Genomic DNA, 17,685 nt, shown 5'->3' on the forward strand with positions numbered 1-17,685 from the left:
GTGGGCGTGATCGAGTCTGCACACTATCCGTGCTGCGGTGCAGCGCAAGGGCCGGAAGCGCCATGATGTGACAGATTTGCGATATGTCCGGCGCTAACAACTGGCCGTTGCAGATAGGACGATTCGTTGCCTGAAAAATGGGCGATTTGCGAAGATTTAGGGCGGATGTGCAAGCATTGGCCGCAGCTTTGGGCAGAATGGTGAAATCGGCAGCGCAATCGCAACGAAATCGCCCGTGAAAGTTTCCTGTGAACAATGCGGGAACACTGCTTTATCTTGGGCGCGAAGCTGATTAGATTGGGTCTATGAACTGGTCGGATGAAGAAGAAGCCTTTGAGGCGGCGGTGCCGCTGTCGCAGCGTGCCTTAGGTCGGGGTGCGCCGCGCCCGGCCCCCTATCTGGACGATCTGAACCCCGCGCAGCGCGAGGCGGTTGAGGCTTTGGATGGCCCAGTGTTGATGTTGGCGGGGGCGGGGACGGGCAAGACCAAGGCGCTGACCTCGCGCATCGTGCATCTGCTGAATATGGGCAAGGCCACCCCGCGTGAGATTTTGTCGGTGACATTCACCAACAAGGCCGCGCGCGAGATGAAGCTGCGGGTGGGGCGGTTGTTGGGCGATGTGGCCGAGGGCATGGCCTGGATGGGCACCTTTCACTCGCTGTCGGTGAAGATCCTGCGGCGGCATGCGGAGCTGATTGTAAGTGGACCCTCTTCCAAGGTGAGGAGCGATCTCAGAACTCATCAAAACGAAGTGTTGGCTGATGCTGGTGTGCTTGAAGTCGTCCCCGACGGTTTAGGCGAGGTGCATCTGAAGTCTAACTTCACTATTCTGGATACGGACGACCAGTTGCGCTTGCTCAAGCAATTGATCGCTGCGGCGAATATTGACGAAAAGCGATGGCCTGCGCGGATGCTTGCCAGCATGATCGACAGTTGGAAGAACCGCGCACTGACGCCTGACCGAGTGCCGAGCTCGGAGGCTTCGGCCTATAACAACCGCGGCACGGAATTGTACGAGCAGTATCAGCGGCGCTTATTGACCTTGAACGCCGTTGATTTTGGTGACCTTTTGCTGCATTGCGTGACGATCTTCCAGAAGCACGAGGATGTGCTGGCGCAGTATCAGCGCTGGTTCCGCTATATTCTGGTGGACGAATATCAGGATACCAACGTCGCGCAATATCTCTGGCTGCGGCTGTTGGCGCAGGGTCATCGCAATATCTGCTGTGTGGGGGATGACGATCAGTCGATCTACGGCTGGCGCGGCGCTGAGGTGGGCAACATCCTGCGGTTCGAGAAGGATTTCCCCGGTGCCAAGGTGGTGCGGCTGGAGCAGAATTATCGCTCGACGCCTCACATTTTGGCGGCTGCATCGGGGGTTATAGCCAAGAATGAAGGCCGCTTGGGTAAGACTTTGTGGACCAAGGCTGAGAGGGGCGAGAAGGTCTATCTTATTGGCCATTGGGACGGTGAGGAAGAAGCGCGCTGGGTGGGTGAAGAAATCGAAGCGCATAAGGCTGGCCGCTCGCAATTTTCAAAGCGGCGCAGCAATCCTAGGTCGACGACGGATCAGCAAGAAGCTGATCGTAGGTCTAAAGGCGGCGGTGTTTCAAAGAACCCAGACGGCGATATTCACGAAGTAACTCTAATGCGCGCCCAGAGCTTCACTGAAGCAGGCAGAGAAAACATGCCTTTACCTTCGAGCGTTGGGCTTGATGAAATTGCTATCCTTGTGCGCGCCAGCCATCAGATGCGGGCGTTCGAGGATCGGTTCCTGACCATCGGGCTGCCGTATCGGGTGATCGGCGGACCGCGGTTCTATGAACGGCAGGAAATCCGCGATGCGATGGCTTATTTCCGGCTGGCGGTGTCGCCTGAGGATGATCTGGCGTTTGAGCGGGTGGTGAACCTGCCGAAGCGCGGTTTGGGCGACAAGGCGCAGCAGGATATTCAGCGCGAGGCGCGCGGGCAGCGGCTGCCGCTGCTGGACGGCGCGCGTAGCTTGCTGGCGCGGGGCGGGATTGGCGGCAAGGGCGCGGGGCAGTTGCGCGGATTTGTCGAAGGGGTGGATCGCTGGCACAATGCTTTGATGGGCGCGCGGGCGACCCCGCCGGAAGATGCGCTGATCGAGCCGATGTTGCCCGATACGCCGCCTGCGACGGACCTTTCCCATGTGCGGCTGGCCGAGGTTATTCTGGAGGAATCCGGCTATATCTCGATGTGGCAGAACGACAAGACGCCGGAAGCGCCGGGGCGGCTGGAAAACCTGAAGGAATTGGTCAAGGCGCTGGAGCAGTTTGACAGCCTGCAGGGTTTCTTGGAACACGTCAGCCTGATCATGGAGAATGACACCGAGGAAGCGGCGGAAAAGGTGTCGATCATGACGCTGCATGCCGCCAAGGGCTTGGAATTCCCGGTGGTTTTCCTGCCGGGGTGGGAGGAAGGGCTGTTCCCCAGCCAGCGGTCGATGGACGAGTCTGGCAAGAAGGGTCTCGAGGAGGAGCGCCGTCTGGCTTATGTGGGGATCACGCGGGCCGAGGAATTGTGCACGATCTCGTTTGCGTCCAACCGCCGTGTCTATGGCCAGTGGCAAAGCCAGTTGCCCAGCCGGTTCATTGACGAACTGCCGCCGAAGCATGTCGAAGTGCTGACGCCGCCGGGCCTGCATGGCGGTGGCTATGGGGCTGCGGCACCGTCTTATGGCGCAGCTTTGGAAGATCGGGCGGTGAAGGCGGATGTGTATAACTCGCCGGGGTGGCGGCGGATGCAGGATCGCGCGGGCCAGCGGCCGTTAAGCCAGCCGCGTGAGGCGCGGAACATGACGATCGACGCGCAGGCGGTGTCGTCTTACGTGGTGGGCGAGCGGGTGTTTCACACCAAGTTCGGCTATGGCGAGATCATGGATATTGAGGGCGACAAGCTGCATATCGAGTTCGATCACGCCGGATCGAAGATGATCGTGGCGCGCTGGGTCGTGCCAGCGCATCAGGTGGATGACGTGCCGTTTTAGCGCGGTCGTTTCACGCCCGTTTGCGCTGATTTACATGCCTCGTCTGCTATGGGCGGAAACAGGAAACGCATTGCGTTTCCCCGCCCGCGTGGGCCGTTAGCCTCGGAAATCAGGTCAGCGATAAACCCGTTGAGGCCAGCGCCTGACCTGGCGGGCGAGAAGCGCCCGCCGGGGGCGGGGCGGGCGCTGGCCGGGCCTTTGGGGCCCGGCGGTTCCAGTGGCACCTGCACCGCATGGCAAAGGCGATGGCCTTTGCCATGGATGACAACGCCTGCAATCAAGCCCCAGCATACAGGAGCAATCCCGACAGCAGTCACGCTCTATGTCAGCGCGATTGCTTCAACCGCTCGAGTGCGTGGACGGCAAGGCCAGCCAGCAGCCCCCAGAATGCGGCGCCAATGCCGAAGGCGGCGACGCCGGAGGCGGTGACGGCGAGCGTCATGGTGGCGGCAAACCGGGTGTCGGGCGGGGTGAATGCGCCGGTCAGCGCGCCCATCAGCGGGCCGAGCAGCGCCAGAGCGACCAGCGCGGTCATCAGTGCCGGGGGCAGGGCTGCGAGAATCGGCAGGATCACCGGGCCAAGCAGACCCAGCAGCACCCAGAACCCGGCATACACAAGGCCTACTTTCCAGCGTTGGCTGCGGTCGGGGTGGGTATCCTCGCCCAGACAGATGGCTGCGGTGATTGCCGCCATGCTGACGGGATGCGCGCCGAACAGCCCGGCAAGCGCGGACAATCCGCCAGTGGTGATCAGCGCGGGGCCGACGGGCGGCTCGTATCCGGCGGCGCGCAGGGTGGCAAAGCCGGGCAGGTTTTGCGACGCCATCGTCACCAGATAAAGCGGCAGGCCAAGGCCAAGCAGCACATCGAGACGCACCGCAGGCGGAATGAACTCCAGCGTTGGCAGCGGCAGGGCCAGAGGTGGCAGATGCGCAGAGCCGGAGAAAAACGCAAGCGCCAGCCCGGTGGCAAGGGCGGCCAGCACCGCAATGGCGGGGTTTTTCAGCCGCACCAGCAGGAAAACCGCAATCATCGGCAGCACCAGAGCGGGCAGGGCTTGGGCCGAGGCGGCACCTTTCAGGCAGAACGGCAGCAGCACGCCCGCCAGCATCCCGGCGGCCACGCCATCGGGGATCTGGGCGACAAGGCGGCCCAAGGGGCGCAAGGCTCCGGTCAGGGCGATCAGCACTCCGGCCAGAACGAAGGCGGCGACGGCCTCGGCCATCGAAACACCTTGGGTGGCGGCGATCAGGGCTGCTCCGGGGGTGGACCAGGCCAGCACCACGGGGATGCGATGGGCAAAGCTGAGCCATGCAGACCCTGCGGCTTTGGCGATGCAGATCGCAAACACCCAGCTTGCGGTTTGCGCGGGCGTCGCCCCCAGTGCGGCGGCGGCCGAAAGCACCAGCGCGATGGTCGAGCCATAACCGACCAAAGCCGCCACAAGTGCCGCTGAAAGCATGGAAATCCGCATGATCTTGCCTGTTTTGACCCGGCGGAACTATCGCGGGCCACGGCGGCAGATGCAAGGGCAGGTGGGGAGGAAGCGGCAGCGACCCTTGGGAGGAGGTAAGGGCCGCTGCCTGATCACACTGGCCAGGGAGGAGGTTGGCCGCGCGAATAAGCGGCGGTGATCCAGGGAGGAGGTTGGATCACCGCCTGATCGTTCGGCCAGGGAGGAGGTTGGCCGCTCGAATAGGGTGGCGGCGATCCCAGGGAGGAGGAGGGGATCACCGCCTGATCACTCGGCCAGGGAGGAGGTTGGCCGCGCGAATAGGGTGGCAGCAATCCCAGGGAGGAGGAGGGGATCACCGCCGGATCGCTAGGCCAAGGGAGGAGGTTTGGCCGCGCGAAGAGGGTGCGACGATCTTAGGGAGGAGCAAGATCGCCGCGTGTCCGAGAGCCAAAGGGAGGAGAAGGCTCATCGAAGGTTATAAAAAGGCGACGGCGCAAGGGAGGAGATGCGCGCCGCCGCGCCGTGAAACCAAGCCGCCGGGAGGAGGTAGCGGCCGGTTCAAGGATTACTTGCCGTAAGCGGCCTCACGGGCGATTTCACCGATCAGCGAGCGTGCGATGCCCAGATCGGACAATTCGCGGTCGGTCAGCTGACGCAGTTCGCGCACAGTGCGGTCGTAGACCCGGCGGCGTGCCAGCATGGCCGAGATCGAGGCGAAGATGCCCGAGAAACGGTCGGATGCGGTTGCCGAAACAGCGCGGGTGGAATTTACATATGCCATGGTAGCCTCATTTCTTGTTCTGCGAGCGGTCGGTCTTGGCCGGATGCCGTAACCCATCTGTTCCGCTGTTAGGGGTAACATGGGGCAAATGCTGCACCTGCACAATGCCCGTGTGTTCAATGCTGCCATGCAGCAAGCGCATGGCTAAGTGTCGCAAAAAATTCATGTTTAACAGGCGCTTCGCTGAAAATTTGAGCATTTGGTCAACAGGGCTTGCCCTTTTCGATAAAGCGCACAATTTTGCAGTGTGCAAGGCCAAATCCTGAGCGGGGAAAAAACCGTAAGGGGGTGCTGTCGTGTGGAACGCGGTTTCGATATGGCGTGCGGGGGCGGGCGAATCTGGCCGGGCGAAAAACTCTGAGGGGGCAATCATGGCTGTATCGCGGGATGATGTTTTGGCCGTGCTGGCGCGGGTGCAGGTGCCGGGCGGCACTTTGGTCTCGCGCGATCTGGTGCGCGCGGTGATGGTCGAGGGCGGCGTGGTGCGCTTTGTGATTGAGGCGCCGACTCCGGCCGAGGCGCGCGAGTTGGCCCCGGCGCAGGTGGCGGCAGAGATGGCGCTGAAGGCGCTGCCGGGGGTGACGGATGTGCAGGCGGTGATGACGGCGCACGGGCCAGCCCCCAAGGCCGCAACCGCAGCGCCGCCCAGTCTGGGGCCGGTGAAGATTGGCCAGCATCCAACTCCGCATCAGGGCGGGCCCGCGCGGATTGCCGGGGTGGACCGGATCATTGCGGTGGGCTCTGGCAAGGGCGGGGTGGGCAAATCGACGGTCAGTTCCAACCTCGCGGTGGCCTTGGCGAAGGCGGGGCGGCGGGTTGGCCTGTTGGATGCTGATATATATGGCCCCAGTCAGCCGCGGATGATGGGGGTGAGCAAGCGCCCCGCCTCGCCCGATGGCAAGATCATCGAGCCGTTGCATGCCCACGGCGTCACCATGATGTCGATTGGGCTGATGCTGAAGGAAGATGAGGCGGTGATCTGGCGCGGCCCGATGCTGATGGGCGCGTTGCAGCAGTTGCTGGGGCAGGTGGCCTGGGGTGAGCTGGATGTGCTGATCATCGACCTGCCGCCGGGGACGGGGGATATTCAACTGACGCTGTGCCAGCGCACGCATCTGACCGGGGCGATTGTGGTTTCCACCCCGCAGGATGTGGCGCTGTTGGATGCGCGCAAGGCGCTGGATATGTTCGCCAAGCTGAAAACGCCGGTGCTGGGGCTGATCGAGAACATGTCCACCTATATCTGTCCGAACTGCGGCCATGAGGAGCATCTGTTCGGTCATGGCGGTGTGGCGGCTGAGGCGCGGCGGTTGGACCTGCCGTTCCTGGGCGAATTGCCACTGTCTATAGATGTGCGGCTGGCGGGCGATGCCGGCACGCCGATTGCGGCGGGCGATGGCCCACATGCGCAGGCCTATGCGCGGCTGGCAGAGCGGCTGATCATGGGCGGGATGGCGTAAGCGCCGTTTCAGAATATGCGGCCAAACCGAAAGAAAACTCTGCGGGGCAGAGTTTTCCGGTTTGTTGCTCATAAGGCCGGAGGCCGCTTGAGCAAGGGGCGTGGTGCCACAAGCCAACATTTGGGAAATCGGGGCGCGCCTGACTGGCGGGCGCGAAACGCGCCTGCCGGGGGCAGGCAGGCGCGGCCCGATTTGTCGCGGGACAAATCGGGCAAGAACGACCCGCCCCGACGAATCACTTCAGGTGGGAAATCATGGGAAAACCGGGCGAAACCTCGGTTTTTTGCATTTCTGATCCTGTGATACGCGGCGATTCGGCCAGTTTCAGCGCAAAGTTGGGCCTCTGCCGCCCGAGTTCTGAAAATTTCTGGGAAATCATGGGAACCCGAGCGAAGATTTTTCGATATCTATATCTAGTGTTCACGCCCGCGTGAAATCGGCGTTACCGCCTAAATTTAGCGATGCCCCATACTAGATGCTGTTCTGCACCTGGCTGTGAAACAACATATTCCCACGATCTGCCCAAAAATTTCCATTGCTTCCCATGAAATCCCATGGCATCCCTTGTCTCACAAAGACGGGACGGCGGGACAAAAAAGCAGGGGCGGCTGAAGACCCCGAACAAGGCGAAAAAGACAGGCTCATACAGGCACCCCGCCTTACCGACTTTGACAGATCCGGCGCGCGAGCGAGCAGACATCTCCCCCAGGTGGCAAGCGCAGCAGGACGCCCAGCGATGGGACAGACGGCGGATCGAGCAGTGGCAGCAGCTCGGTCCGCCTTTTCTATTTCGGGGACAGAAACTGGGGCAGGGACAGCCCAAAAGGAGCCGCAAGGCCGATGGTGAGTGAGGCGTTCAGAGGCGAGTTCTACCAGAAGGTAGACAGCAAGGCGCGGGTTTCGATCCCGGCAGCCTTTCGCCGCATTCTGGAAGCAGAAGACGCCAGCACCACTGAATCCCGCCCCCGCGTCTACATGGTTTACGGCGGCAAAAGCCGGAATTTCGTTGAATGCTATTCCAAGGCGGGCGCTGATGCGCTGGCCGCCAAGATCGAAGCGATGGAAATGGGCTCGCCCGAGCGTGACCGGGCAGAGCGCGATTTGATCTCACGCTCGGTCATGGTCGAGATTGAACCCGATGGCCGTATCGTTCTGCCGCTGAAAGTGCGCGCGAAGATGGGGTTTTCGGCCGAGGAATCGGCGGGCGAAGCGGCGTTCGCGGGCTTTACCAACCGCTTCAAGCTGTATCGTCGCGAAATCTACGATGCCGAAAACGAAGACGACGATGACGATGGCGTTGATCCGCTGGCCCTTGTGGGCCGGGCTTCGCGGGCGGGCTAATATGGACCCGATCCGCGACCAGAACATCGGCCGCTCTGCCCATATCCCGGTTTTGCTGCGCCCGCTTTTGGCCGCCTGCGCGCCTGTGCGCGGGTTGTGGCTGGATGGCACCTTTGGGGCGGGAGGCTATTCCCAAGGTCTTTTGCACGCGGGTGCCGATGCGGTGATCGGGGTGGATCGTGACCCGCTGGCGCTGGAGATGGCGCAGGCGTGGGCTGGCCAATATGGCGACCGGCTGCGGCTGGTTGCGGGCAATTTTTCGGACATGGATCAGCACGCCGGGGCTGCGCTGGATGGCGTGGTGCTGGATCTGGGCGTGTCGTCGATGCAGATTGATCAGGTGGACCGCGGCTTTTCGTTTCAGAAAGACGGCCCCCTCGACATGCGGATGAGCCAATCGGGCGAATCCGCCGCCGATATTGTCAACACCGCATCCGAGCAGCGTCTGGCCGATATCCTGTATCATTTCGGCGAAGAGCGCGCGTCGCGCCGGATTGCGCATGCGATTGTCGAGCAACGCGCCGAGCCGATCACCACCACGCTGCGGTTGGCCGAGATTGTGGCCAAATGCCTGCCGCGCCCGAAACCGGGGCAAAGCCATCCGGCCACGCGGTCTTTCCAAGCGCTGCGCATCGCGGTGAATGAGGAGTTTTCGCAACTGGTGCAGGGGCTTCTGGCGGCTGAACGCGCGCTGAAGCCCGGCGGCTTGCTGGCGGTTGTGACCTTTCATTCGCTGGAAGATCGGGTGGTGAAGCGGTTTTTCCAACAGGCTTCCGGTGAAGAACCCAATGCCAACCGCTATGCGCCGGTCAAGGAAAACACCTCGGCCCGTTTTGATTTGGTCACGCGCAAGGCGATTGGCCCGGATGATCAGGAACTGGACGAAAACCCGCGCGCGCGTTCGGCCAAGTTGCGGGTTGCGCGCCGCACCGCAGCCCCCGCCAAGGCTATTGATGGCGCAGCGCTTGATGCCCCCGATCTGCCGAAATCCAACCCGAAAAAAGGACACCGCTAAGCCATGCGCCCCGTGCTTTACGTTCTGTCATTTCTTGCCGTGATGGCTTTGGGGTTCTGGGCCTACCGCGAGAATTACGCGACCCAAGGCAGCCTGCGTGAGGTTGCCGATTTGCAGAACGAAATCGGGGCATTGCGCGAAAGCCTGTCGATTGAACGCGCCGAGTGGGCTTATCTGAACCGCCCGGACCGCTTGCGTGATCTCGCGACAGTGAATTTTGACCGGCTTGGCCTGTTGCCGATGGTGCCGCAGCAATTTGGCGAGGCGAGCCAGATCGCCTTTCCGCCAGCGCCGCTGGTGACCAACCTGCCGATTGAAGGCGGCGAGATGGTTTCCGGCACGCTGCCCGTTGCAGGAGAGCAAACGCCATGACCCGCACCCCGCTGCGCCCGCTGGCCCGTATCCTGAACGCCCGCCAGAAGGGCGAAAACCCTGACAGTATCGAGCGCGAGAACCTGCGGCTGCGCCATGAAGTGATGCGCGACAAGTCGCGTGGTTCTGCGCAGTTGCGGCTGGTGTTTCTGGCGTTGTTCTTTTTTGGCGTTTTCATCCTGATCGGCGCGCGGATGGGCACGATTGCCGCATCCGAGCCGGTCGAGCCGCGCACGGCTTCGGCGGGCAGCGAAATTGATGCGGGGCGGGCCGATATTGTCGACCGCAATGGCCGGGTGCTGGCCACCAACATGCTGACCCATGCGCTGTATGTGCAGACCCGCGATCTGATTGATCCGGCGCGGGTGGCGCGCGAGTTGGCGCGGATTTTCCCCGATCTGGATGAGAAAACCCTGCTGCGCCGCTTTACCGATGGCCGCAGTTTCCTGTGGGTGCGCAAGGTGTTGTCGCCCGAACAGATGCAGCAAGTGCATGAAATCGGCGACCCCGGCCTGCTGTTTGGCCCGCGTGAGATGCGGCTTTACCCCAATGGCACCCTCGCCGCGCATGTGCTGGGCGGATCTTCGTTTGGCGCCGAGGGCGTGAACAGCGCCGAGGTGATCGGCACGGCGGGGCTTGAGAAATTCGAGGATGCACGGCTGCGCGATCCGGCGCAGGCGGGCACGCCGCTGGTGACATCGCTGGATATCACCGTGCAGGCGGCGGTCGAGGATGTGCTGGCCTCTGGCATCACCATGATGAACGCCAAGGGTGGTGCCGCGATTCTGATGGATGTGAACACCGGCGAGATCGTTGCACTGGCCGCTGGCCCGACGTTTGACCCCAATGACCGCCCGGCCAACCCGACCTCGGGCGATCCGTCGGACAGCCCGCTGTTCAACCGCGCGGTGCAGGGCGTGTATGAGCTGGGCTCCACCTTCAAGATTTTCGCCGCCGCACAGGCGATCGAGTTGGGTTTGCTGACGCCGGAAACCCTCGTCGATGCCAATGCGCCGATGTATTACGGCAAGTTCAAGATCAACGAGTTTGAGGGCCATAACTATGGGCCGATGCTGTCGGTGTCTGATATCATTGCGAAATCTTCCAACGTCGGCACCGCCCATATCGCGATGATGATCGGCGGAGAGCGGCAGCAGGCGTTTTTGAAGGCGCTGGGGTTGTTTGATGCCTCGCCGGTGGAACTGGTCGAGGCCAAGGGCGCCAAACCGCTGCGCCCCGCGCGCTGGCCGGAGATTGTGACGATCACCGCGGCTTATGGGCATGGTATCTCGGGCAGCCCGCTGAACCTTGCCACGGCTTACGCCAGCATTGCCAATGGCGGAATCAAGGTGACGCCGACGCTGTTGAAGCGGACCGAGCCGATGCAGGGGCCGCGCATTCTGTCGAAAGCGGTGGCGTTGCAATCGGTGGCGATGATGCGCCGGGTTGTGACCGAAGGCACCGCGAGCCTTGGCGATGTTCCCGGCTATGCCGTGGCAGGCAAGACCGGCACCGCCGAGAAAACGCGCAAGGGCGGCGGCTATATTAAGGACAAGGTGGTGAACACCTTCGCGAGCGTGTTCCCGGCCAATGATCCGAAATATGTGCTGGTGGTGACGCTGGACGAGCCTTCGGAAAACACCGGATCGAAGCCGCGCCGCACCGCAGGTTGGACGGCTGTGCCCGTGGCTGCCGAAATCATCCGCCGTGCCGCCCCGTTGTTGGGCCTGCGGCCGCAGGTTGAAGCTGCCACTCTGGATGGGCTAGTAGCCGTCAAGAATTGAACTTGGGGGATCAAAGTGGCCGATCGGGCAAAGACACTCGCAGATTTGGGGCTGACTGCCCGTGATGGCCGCAATCCGGTGCTTTCGGGGCTCACGCTGGACAGCCGTGCGGTGGCGCCCGGATATCTCTTTGCCGCGATGCCTGGGGCGGCGGTGCATGGTGCGACGTTCATCGCGACGGCGCTGGAAAAGGGCGCTGTGGCGATCCTGACCGATGCGGCGGGGGCCGCCCTGGCGGCTGCGGCTTTGGCCGGATCGGATGTGGCTTTGGTCGTGGCGCAAGACCCGCGTGAGGCGATTGCGCGGGCGGCAAGCCTGTGGTTTGGCAGCCAGCCCGAGGTGATGGTGGCCGTCACCGGCACCAATGGCAAAACTTCTGTGGCCACCTTTGCGCGGCAAATCTGGATGGCCTTGGGCCATGCTGCGATCAACCTCGGCACCACTGGGGTTGAAGGCGCATGGACCGCGCCCTCGGCCCATACCACGCCTGATCCGATCACACTGCACCGCATGCTCAGCCTTGCGGCCGCTGATGGTGTGACCCATGCGGCGATGGAGGCTTCCAGCCACGGCCTTGACCAGCGCCGGTTGGATGGCGTGCGGCTGAAGGCTGCGGGGTTCACCAACTTCACCCAGGATCATCTGGATTATCACCACACCTTCGACGCCTATTTCGCCGCCAAAGCCGCGCTGTTTGATCGTGTGTTGCCCGAAGATGGCACCGCGGTGATCAACATGAACGACCCGCGCGGGCATGATATGGCGCTGATCGCGGTGGCGCGCGGGCAAAGCCTGATCTCGGTGGGGGCAGGCGAGGGTTGCGATCTGCGCATCCTTGGCCAGCGCTTTGACGCGGGCGGGCAGGACGTGCGCTATGCGTGGAAAGACACGCCCTATCAGGTGCGCCTGAACCTGATCGGCGGTTTTCAGGCCGAGAATGTGGCGCTGGCGGCGGGGCTGGTGATCGGGGCGGGGGCGGCTCCGCGCGATGTGTTTGCCGTGCTGCCACAACTGACCGGCGTGCGCGGGCGGATGCAACTGGCGGGCACGCGCAAGAATGGCGCCTCGGTTTTCGTCGATTACGCCCATACTCCGGACGCGCTGCAAACCGCGCTGCGGGCGTTGCGGCCGCATGTGATGGGCCGGGTGATCGTGGTGTTCGGCGCAGGTGGCGACCGGGATACCACCAAGCGACCGCTGATGGGGGCCGCGGCGCGCGACAATGCCGATGTGCTGTATGTGACCGATGACAACCCGCGCTCGGAAGACCCGGCGCTGATCCGTGCCGCGATCATGGCGGCCTGCCCTGAGGCGAACGAGGTTGGCGACCGCGCCGAAGCGATCTTGCTGGCCGTCGATGCCTTGCAACCCGGCGATGCGCTGCTGGTGGCGGGCAAGGGGCACGAAAGCGGGCAGGTGATCATGGGCAATGTTTACCCGTTTGACGATGTAGAGCAGGCCAGCATCGCCGTGGCCGCATTGGATGGATTGCTATGACCCCGCTTTGGACCTCTGCCGATGCAGTCACCGCGACGGGCGGGCAAAGCACCGCGCAATGGCAGGCAAAGGGTGTGTCGATCGACACCCGCACGCTGCAACCCGGTGATCTGTTCGTGGCGCTTAGGGACGTGCGCGACGGCCATGATTTCGTGGCGCAAGCGCTGAAAGCAGGTGCCGCTGCCGCCTTGGTCAGCCATATCCCCGAGGGTGTGGCGGCTGATGCGCCGCTGTTGATCGTGCCGGATGTGCTGCAAGGGCTTGAGAAACTGGGCCGTTTCGCCCGCGCGCGCAGCGCGGCGCGCGTTGTTGGGGTGACGGGATCGGTCGGCAAAACCTCGACCAAGGAAATGCTGCGCCGGATATTGGCGGGGCAGGGCCGCGTCCACGCCGCCGAGGCCAGCTATAACAACCACTGGGGCGTGCCGCTGACGCTGGCGCGGATGCCTGCCGATGCCGACTTCGCGGTGATCGAGATCGGCATGAACCACCCCGGCGAAATCGCCCCCTTGGCGCGGATGGCCGATCTGGACGTGGCGCTGATCACCATCGTCGCGGCGGCTCATCTTGAGGCGTTCAGCGACCTCGCCGGTATCGCGCATGAGAAGGCCGCGATCTTTGAAGGCCTGCGTCCGGGCGGGACCGCGATTTTCCCTGGCGATCAGACGATCACGCCGATCCTGCGCGAGGCTGCCCTCAACGCTGGCGCGAAAGCGGTCAGCTTTGGCACCAACCCGGATGCCGACTACCACCTGACCCAAGTCAAACTCTGCGACACCGCCACCATCGTGCAAGCCACCCGGCGCGGCACGCCCACGCTGTTCAAGGTGCTGACCCCCGGCCGCCATTTCGCCGCCAACGGTCTGGGCGCGCTGGCGGTGGCCGATGCGCTGGGGCTGGATCCGATGATTGCAGCCGCTGACCTTGGCCAATGGCAACCCCCGGCAGGGCGCGGCACGCGCGAGCATATCACGCTGGATATCGTCGAAGAGACCAGCTTTGATCTGATCGACGATGCCTTCAACGCCAACCCGACCTCGCTGGCCGCCGCCTTGGATGTGCTGATCGCCGCCACGCCGCAAGACGGGGTGGGGCGTGTGGGCAAGGGCCGCCGCATCGCGGTGCTGGGCGACATGCTGGAGCTTGGCCCCACCGAAATCACCCTGCACGAGGCCGTGGCCGATCACCCTGACCTGAACAAGATCGACCTGATCCATTGCGTCGGCCCCCGGATGAAATCGCTTTACGCCAAACTGCCGCGCGCGCAACGCGGCGAATGGGTGGCCGAGGCCCGCGAGCTTGCCGCCCGCCCGCGCAGCCTGATTGACGCGGGGGATATCCTGCTGGTGAAGGGCTCGAAGGGGATAAAAGTCAGTCTCATCGTTGACGCCCTGCGCAAATTGGGGCAGGCAGCGGCCAAAGCGCCACAAGGAGAAGCGTAATGCTATACTGGCTCACCGAGTTTTCGGATGGCGGCGACGTCTTCAACCTGTTTCGCTATATCACCTTCCGCGCGGGCTGTGCCTTTGCCACCGCGCTGATCTTCGGTTTCATCTTTGGCCGCCCGCTGATTGATCTGTTGCGTCGCAAGCAGGGCAAGGGTCAGCCGATCCGCGATGACGGGCCGCAAAGCCATTTCATCAAGGCAGGCACCCCGACGATGGGCGGCCTTCTGATCCTGTCGGCGCTGATGGTGTCGACCCTGATGTGGGCGCGGCTGGATAACCCTTACGTCTGGATCGTGGTGCTGGTGACGCTGGCCTTCGGGCTGATCGGTTTTGCGGATGACTACGCCAAAGTCACCAAGCAGAACACCAAGGGCGTGTCGGGCCGGGTGCGGATGCTGGCGGGCCTCGCCATCGCCGCCATGGCCGCCTATGCGGCATCCAGCTTTCACCCGCCGAGCCTGACCCATCAACTCGCCGTGCCGTTCTTCAAGAATGTGCTGCTGGATTTCGGGGTGTTCTTCATCCCCTTCGGCATGATCGTGATCGTGGGCGCGGCGAATGCGGTGAACCTGACCGATGGGCTGGACGGCCTTGCCATCATGCCAGTGATGATCGCAGGCGGCACGTTGGGCGTGATCAGCTATATCGTCGGCAACTTCAACTTCGCCGAATATCTCGGCGTGCATTTCGTGCCGGGCACGGGTGAGTTGCTGGTGTTTGCAGCCGCGCTGTTTGGCGGTGGCCTTGGCTTTCTGTGGTATAACGCCCCCCCTGCCGCGGTGTTCATGGGCGATACCGGCAGCCTTGCGCTGGGTGGTGCCTTGGGCGCGATTGCCGTCTGCACCAAGCATGAGATCGTGCTGGCCATCGTTGGCGGCTTGTTCGTGGTCGAGGCCTTGTCGGTGATCATTCAGGTTTTGTATTTCAAACGCACCGGCAAACGGGTCTTCCTGATGGCCCCGATCCACCACCACTTTGAGAAGAAAGGCTGGGCCGAGCCGCAGATCGTGATCCGGTTCTGGATCATCAGCCTGATCCTGGCGATGATCGGCCTTGCCACGCTGAAGGTGCGCTAGGCCAAAACCTTGTCGAAAACGGCTTCATCTTGGTAAAAATACTCCCGCCGGAGGCTTCCTGCATCAGCAGCAGAAGCCTCCGGCGGGAGTATTTAGCGCCAATGTGAAACCGATAGCGATCAGGAACCCGGCAGCAGGTTGAACAGGCTGCGGTCGCCGAACATCAGGCCGGAATTGGCCCCGAAGTTAAAGGTCGCGCCGATTTTGGCATAGGTTTCCGAACCGGTATCGGTGTTGAGCGAGCCCAACTCGCCAAACATCTTCGAGCTTTCGCCCAAGCCGAACGAGCCGCGCAGGCCAAAGCGTGTCAGCGAAGCGTCGTCAAACGAGCCGTGGTCCAGCGAGGCACCCAAGCCCACGCCATTGCCCATCACCATCCCGCCGCTGATGCCCAGCACATTGCCGCTGCCATTGCCGTCTTCGGCATGGGCCAGATAGCCCTGCACGCCGCCAGTGCCAAAATTCTGCGCCGCTTCAAGCCCGTAGATGCTGGTGCTGCCGCCGTTCACCGCGTCCAGCCCGTAAAACGCGCCCAAAGCGGTGCTGTCGCCCATCTTGTAGGTGGCATGGGTGACGAAATTCGTCGCGGTTTCCTCGGCGAAGTTCAGCACGTTGACGCCCAGATCCATCTGCATGCCGAATTGCGGCCCGAACGCCAGTTCAACCGAGCCGCTGATATTGGTCTTCGCCACCGAGAAATCATCGGTGAAGCCCGATTGCGACAGCTTGAGTTGCCCGCCCGTCACCTCGGCCTGCGCGACAGAGGCCGTCAGGATCAGCGAAAGGGCGGCGAGGGTGTGGCTGCTCAGAACCTGCATAATGGTCACTTTCTTGTTTTTGACTGCTGTCGCCAGCATAAGCTCGGTGTCTGCCTGTCACCAGCGCAGACCGCCCGTCGCATTGCGCAGCCGTTGCAGTGTTGCGGTGGAGACTCACCTGCGACCAACGCCCTAGCTTTGGTCAACAGGCGGATGTTGCCTTGCCCCGCCCCCTTGGCTCGGGGCATGGTCTGGGCGATCAAGATCGGAGACCATGATGATTCCTGTAAAAGGCTACGAGGGCCAGAAAGTGGCTGTGCTGGGCTTGGGCCGTTCGGGCCTTGCGACCGCGCGGGCCTTGGTGGCGGGCGGTGCCGAGGCGCTCTTGTGGGACGACAGCCCCGAGGCGCGCGCCAAGGCCGAGGCTGAGGGGTTCACCTGCACTGATCTGACCCGCGCCGGGGCGTTTGATGGGGTGGCGGCACTGATCACCTCGCCCGGTATCCCGCATCTTTATCCCAACCCGAACAAGGTGATCGCGCGGGCGTTAGAGGCGGGGGTGCCGCTGGATAACGATATCGGGCTGTTTTTCCGCAGCTTTGCCGGGCCGGAATGGGATGATTTCGATCTGACACCGCGGGTGATCTGTGTCACCGGATCGAACGGCAAGTCGACCACCACGGCGCTGATCCATCATATTCTGGAGGTTGCCGGGCGGGCCACGCAGATGGCGGGCAATATCGGGCGGGGCGTGCTGGATATTGATCCGGCGCAGGATGGCGAGGTCGTGGTGTTGGAGTTGTCGAGCTATCAGACCGATCTGGCCCGCAGTCTGACGCCGGATGTGGCGGTGTTCACCAACCTCTCGCCCGACCATCTGGACCGCCACGCCGGCATGGGCGGTTATTTCGCGGCCAAGCGGCGGCTGTTTTCTGAAGGCGGGCCGGATCGGGCGGTGATCGGGGTGGATGAGGTCGAAGGGCGGTTTCTGGCCAATCAGATGTCGGAGGGGCCGCAGGATGATCGGGTGATCCGCATCTCATCCGGGCAGAAGCTGGAGCAGTTCGGCTGGGCGGTGTTTGCCCGCAAGGGGTTTCTGGCGGAATGGCGGCGGGGCAAGCAGGTGGCGTCGATGGATCTGCGCGGCGTGGCGGGGTTGCCGGGGGCGCATAATCATCAGAATGCCTGCGCGGCCTATGCGGCGTGTCGGTCTTTGGGGATCGGGCCGAAGCTGATCGAGGCGGCGTTTCATTCTTTCGCGGGGCTGCCGCATCGCAGTCAGTTGGTGGGCGAAAAGGCGGGGGTGCGGTTCATCAACGACAGCAAGGCCACCAATGTCGATGCTGCCGCCAAGGCGTTGCAGGCGTTTCCGAAGATCCGCTGGATCGCGGGCGGGATGGGCAAGGAGGGCGGGATTGCAGCACTTGCGCCGCATCTGGGATCGGTGGTGAAGGCCTATCTGATCGGGCATTCGGCGCGGGATTTCGCGCTGGAATTGGGCGACACCCCGCATGAGATTTGCGAGACCATGGCGCGGGCTGTGGAGCGGGCGGCGGCGGAGGCTGAGGCGGGCGAGGTGGTGTTGCTGGCCCCGGCTGCGGCATCGTTTGATCAGTATCCGAATTTTGAGGTGCGGGGCGATGATTTTGCGGCAAAGGTGCGGGCTTTGCTGGGGTGAGGTGGGTG

The 17,685-nt window shown here is 63.0% G+C and carries 14 protein-coding genes; 10 read left to right on the plus strand and 4 right to left on the minus strand.

The window, feature by feature from the left end; translation table 11 throughout:
• The first annotated feature begins 305 nt into the window (after nucleotides 1-305).
• Nucleotides 306-3,011 carry an ATP-dependent helicase gene (locus ACFOGH_RS20095; protein ID WP_417323666.1) on the plus strand — a complete coding sequence of 902 codons (2,706 nt, stop codon included), beginning with the start codon at nucleotides 306-308 and terminating at the stop codon, nucleotides 3,009-3,011.
• Between the two features lie 325 nt (nucleotides 3,012-3,336).
• Here the strand turns inward: ACFOGH_RS20095 and ACFOGH_RS00740 are convergent, their stop codons facing one another.
• The 3 genes from ACFOGH_RS00740 to ACFOGH_RS00750 form a co-directional block, all read right to left on the minus strand.
• Nucleotides 3,337-4,485, minus strand: a complete 1,149-nt coding sequence (locus ACFOGH_RS00740; protein WP_380071145.1) for a benzoate/H(+) symporter BenE family transporter — start codon at nucleotides 4,483-4,485, stop codon at nucleotides 3,337-3,339.
• Nucleotides 4,486-5,032: 547 nt separating this feature from the next.
• Nucleotides 5,033-5,248 carry a DUF1127 domain-containing protein gene (locus tag ACFOGH_RS00745; protein ID WP_380071146.1) on the minus strand — a complete coding sequence of 72 codons (216 nt, stop codon included), beginning with the start codon at nucleotides 5,246-5,248 and terminating at the stop codon, nucleotides 5,033-5,035.
• Between the two features lie 7 nt (nucleotides 5,249-5,255).
• A complete protein-coding gene (locus ACFOGH_RS00750; protein ID WP_380071147.1) occupies nucleotides 5,256-5,621 on the minus strand; it encodes a hypothetical protein in 366 nt (121 codons plus the stop codon).
• On the opposite strand from ACFOGH_RS00750, the gene ACFOGH_RS00755 reads away from it, so the two are divergent.
• From ACFOGH_RS00755 to mraY, 8 genes are all read left to right on the plus strand, one after another.
• On the plus strand, nucleotides 5,620-6,708 hold the full coding sequence (locus tag ACFOGH_RS00755) for an Mrp/NBP35 family ATP-binding protein (protein ID WP_380071148.1): 1,089 nt from the start codon (nucleotides 5,620-5,622) through the stop codon (nucleotides 6,706-6,708). The two genes, ACFOGH_RS00750 and ACFOGH_RS00755, sit on opposite strands and share 2 nt — an antisense overlap.
• An 840-nt stretch (nucleotides 6,709-7,548) precedes the next feature.
• On the plus strand, nucleotides 7,549-8,049 hold the full coding sequence (locus ACFOGH_RS00760; RefSeq protein WP_380071149.1) for a division/cell wall cluster transcriptional repressor MraZ: 501 nt from the start codon (nucleotides 7,549-7,551) through the stop codon (nucleotides 8,047-8,049).
• A gap of 1 nt (nucleotide 8,050) precedes the next feature.
• Nucleotides 8,051-9,064 carry a 16S rRNA (cytosine(1402)-N(4))-methyltransferase RsmH gene (gene rsmH, locus ACFOGH_RS00765; protein ID WP_380073938.1) on the plus strand — a complete coding sequence of 338 codons (1,014 nt, stop codon included), beginning with the start codon at nucleotides 8,051-8,053 and terminating at the stop codon, nucleotides 9,062-9,064.
• A 3-nt stretch (nucleotides 9,065-9,067) separates the two neighbouring features.
• The gene (ftsL, locus tag ACFOGH_RS00770) at nucleotides 9,068-9,436 is read left to right on the plus strand and encodes a cell division protein FtsL (protein ID WP_380071150.1); all 369 of its coding nucleotides are present in this window, start codon (nucleotides 9,068-9,070) and stop codon (nucleotides 9,434-9,436) included.
• Nucleotides 9,433-11,220: a peptidoglycan D,D-transpeptidase FtsI family protein gene (locus ACFOGH_RS00775; RefSeq protein WP_380071151.1), complete on the plus strand. Its 1,788-nt coding sequence runs from the start codon at nucleotides 9,433-9,435 to the stop codon at nucleotides 11,218-11,220. Before ftsL ends, ACFOGH_RS00775 begins: the two co-directional genes overlap by 4 nt.
• Nucleotides 11,221-11,235: 15 nt before the next feature.
• On the plus strand, nucleotides 11,236-12,717 hold the full coding sequence (locus tag ACFOGH_RS00780) for a UDP-N-acetylmuramoyl-L-alanyl-D-glutamate--2,6-diaminopimelate ligase (protein ID WP_380071152.1): 1,482 nt from the start codon (nucleotides 11,236-11,238) through the stop codon (nucleotides 12,715-12,717).
• The gene (locus ACFOGH_RS00785) at nucleotides 12,714-14,159 is read left to right on the plus strand and encodes a UDP-N-acetylmuramoyl-tripeptide--D-alanyl-D-alanine ligase (RefSeq protein WP_380071153.1); all 1,446 of its coding nucleotides are present in this window, start codon (nucleotides 12,714-12,716) and stop codon (nucleotides 14,157-14,159) included. The genes ACFOGH_RS00780 and ACFOGH_RS00785 overlap by 4 nt, the downstream gene beginning before the upstream one ends.
• Nucleotides 14,159-15,241: a phospho-N-acetylmuramoyl-pentapeptide-transferase gene (gene mraY, locus ACFOGH_RS00790; RefSeq protein WP_380071154.1), complete on the plus strand. Its 1,083-nt coding sequence runs from the start codon at nucleotides 14,159-14,161 to the stop codon at nucleotides 15,239-15,241. The genes ACFOGH_RS00785 and mraY overlap by 1 nt, the downstream gene beginning before the upstream one ends.
• Nucleotides 15,242-15,360: 119 nt before the next feature.
• Here the strand turns inward: mraY and ACFOGH_RS00795 are convergent, their stop codons facing one another.
• Complete coding sequence (locus ACFOGH_RS00795) at nucleotides 15,361-16,059, minus strand: hypothetical protein (protein WP_380071155.1); 699 nt, start codon at nucleotides 16,057-16,059, stop codon at nucleotides 15,361-15,363.
• A 217-nt stretch (nucleotides 16,060-16,276) separates the two neighbouring features.
• Here ACFOGH_RS00795 and murD point away from each other — a divergent pair, with 217 nt between their 5' ends.
• Entirely contained in the window at nucleotides 16,277-17,677 is a 1,401-nt protein-coding gene (murD, locus tag ACFOGH_RS00800) for a UDP-N-acetylmuramoyl-L-alanine--D-glutamate ligase (RefSeq protein ID WP_380071156.1), read from the plus strand.
• Nucleotides 17,678-17,685 lie beyond the last annotated feature (8 nt).

Source organism: Cypionkella sinensis (assembly GCF_042646385.1).
GTDB lineage: Bacteria > Pseudomonadota > Alphaproteobacteria > Rhodobacterales > Rhodobacteraceae > Cypionkella > Cypionkella sinensis.

Bases quoted from the DNA above. Each gene is read 5' to 3' on its own strand.
- ACFOGH_RS00740 (WP_380071145.1), bottom strand. From the start codon at position 4,485: ATGCGGATTTCCATGCTTTCAGCGGCACTTGTGGCGGCTTTGGTCGGT.
- ftsL (WP_380071150.1), top strand. From the start codon at position 9,068: ATGCGCCCCGTGCTTTACGTTCTGTCATTTCTTGCCGTGATGGCTTTG.
- ACFOGH_RS00755 (WP_380071148.1), top strand. From the start codon at position 5,620: ATGGCTGTATCGCGGGATGATGTTTTGGCCGTGCTGGCGCGGGTGCAG.
- ACFOGH_RS00745 (WP_380071146.1), bottom strand. From the start codon at position 5,248: ATGGCATATGTAAATTCCACCCGCGCTGTTTCGGCAACCGCATCCGAC.
- ACFOGH_RS00750 (WP_380071147.1), bottom strand. From the start codon at position 5,621: ATGATTGCCCCCTCAGAGTTTTTCGCCCGGCCAGATTCGCCCGCCCCC.
- ACFOGH_RS20095 (WP_417323666.1), top strand. From the start codon at position 306: ATGAACTGGTCGGATGAAGAAGAAGCCTTTGAGGCGGCGGTGCCGCTG.
- mraY (WP_380071154.1), top strand. From the start codon at position 14,159: ATGCTATACTGGCTCACCGAGTTTTCGGATGGCGGCGACGTCTTCAAC.
- ACFOGH_RS00785 (WP_380071153.1), top strand. From the start codon at position 12,714: ATGACCCCGCTTTGGACCTCTGCCGATGCAGTCACCGCGACGGGCGGG.
- ACFOGH_RS00775 (WP_380071151.1), top strand. From the start codon at position 9,433: ATGACCCGCACCCCGCTGCGCCCGCTGGCCCGTATCCTGAACGCCCGC.
- ACFOGH_RS00760 (WP_380071149.1), top strand. From the start codon at position 7,549: ATGGTGAGTGAGGCGTTCAGAGGCGAGTTCTACCAGAAGGTAGACAGC.
- rsmH (WP_380073938.1), top strand. From the start codon at position 8,051: ATGGACCCGATCCGCGACCAGAACATCGGCCGCTCTGCCCATATCCCG.
- ACFOGH_RS00795 (WP_380071155.1), bottom strand. From the start codon at position 16,059: ATGCAGGTTCTGAGCAGCCACACCCTCGCCGCCCTTTCGCTGATCCTG.
- murD (WP_380071156.1), top strand. From the start codon at position 16,277: ATGATTCCTGTAAAAGGCTACGAGGGCCAGAAAGTGGCTGTGCTGGGC.